Here is a 312-nt window from a genome sequence, read left to right as displayed (position 1 = left end):
GCCGCGCGCCGCAGGGCCTCGGCCGAGGTCCGCACCATCGTCACCTCGACCCCCTGGTCGCCCAGGATCTCGGCCGCCGCGCGCGCTCCGCCGCCCGCGGGGGTGTCCGGGGCGAGGGGGACCTCGGCGGTCCGCGGCTGCAGGACTGCTGCGAGCGAGCCGACGACCACGCTCAGGCCGAGGACCGCGAGGGGCCAGCGTGCGCGGCGCCAGCGCGACCGGGCCCGCGAGGCGCCCGTCGTGCCGTCGCCGACGACCACGGGGGCTGCGGAGGAGGTCACCCGGGGGGCGGCGGCCGCCTGGGAGGGCTGC

1 pseudogene is annotated in these 312 nt (G+C 81.4%); it reads right to left on the bottom strand.

Going from position 1 to position 312, the window contains the following annotated elements:
• A pseudogene (locus J4G33_RS16885) lies at nucleotides 1-312 on the bottom strand (hypothetical protein); the annotation flags it as partial.

This window comes from Actinotalea soli (assembly GCF_017565425.1).
In the GTDB taxonomy this organism is placed as follows: Bacteria; Actinomycetota; Actinomycetes; order Actinomycetales; family Cellulomonadaceae; genus Actinotalea; species Actinotalea soli.
Note: the sequence above shows the minus strand (reverse complement) of the source record. Positions and strands in the feature narration are given on the sequence as shown.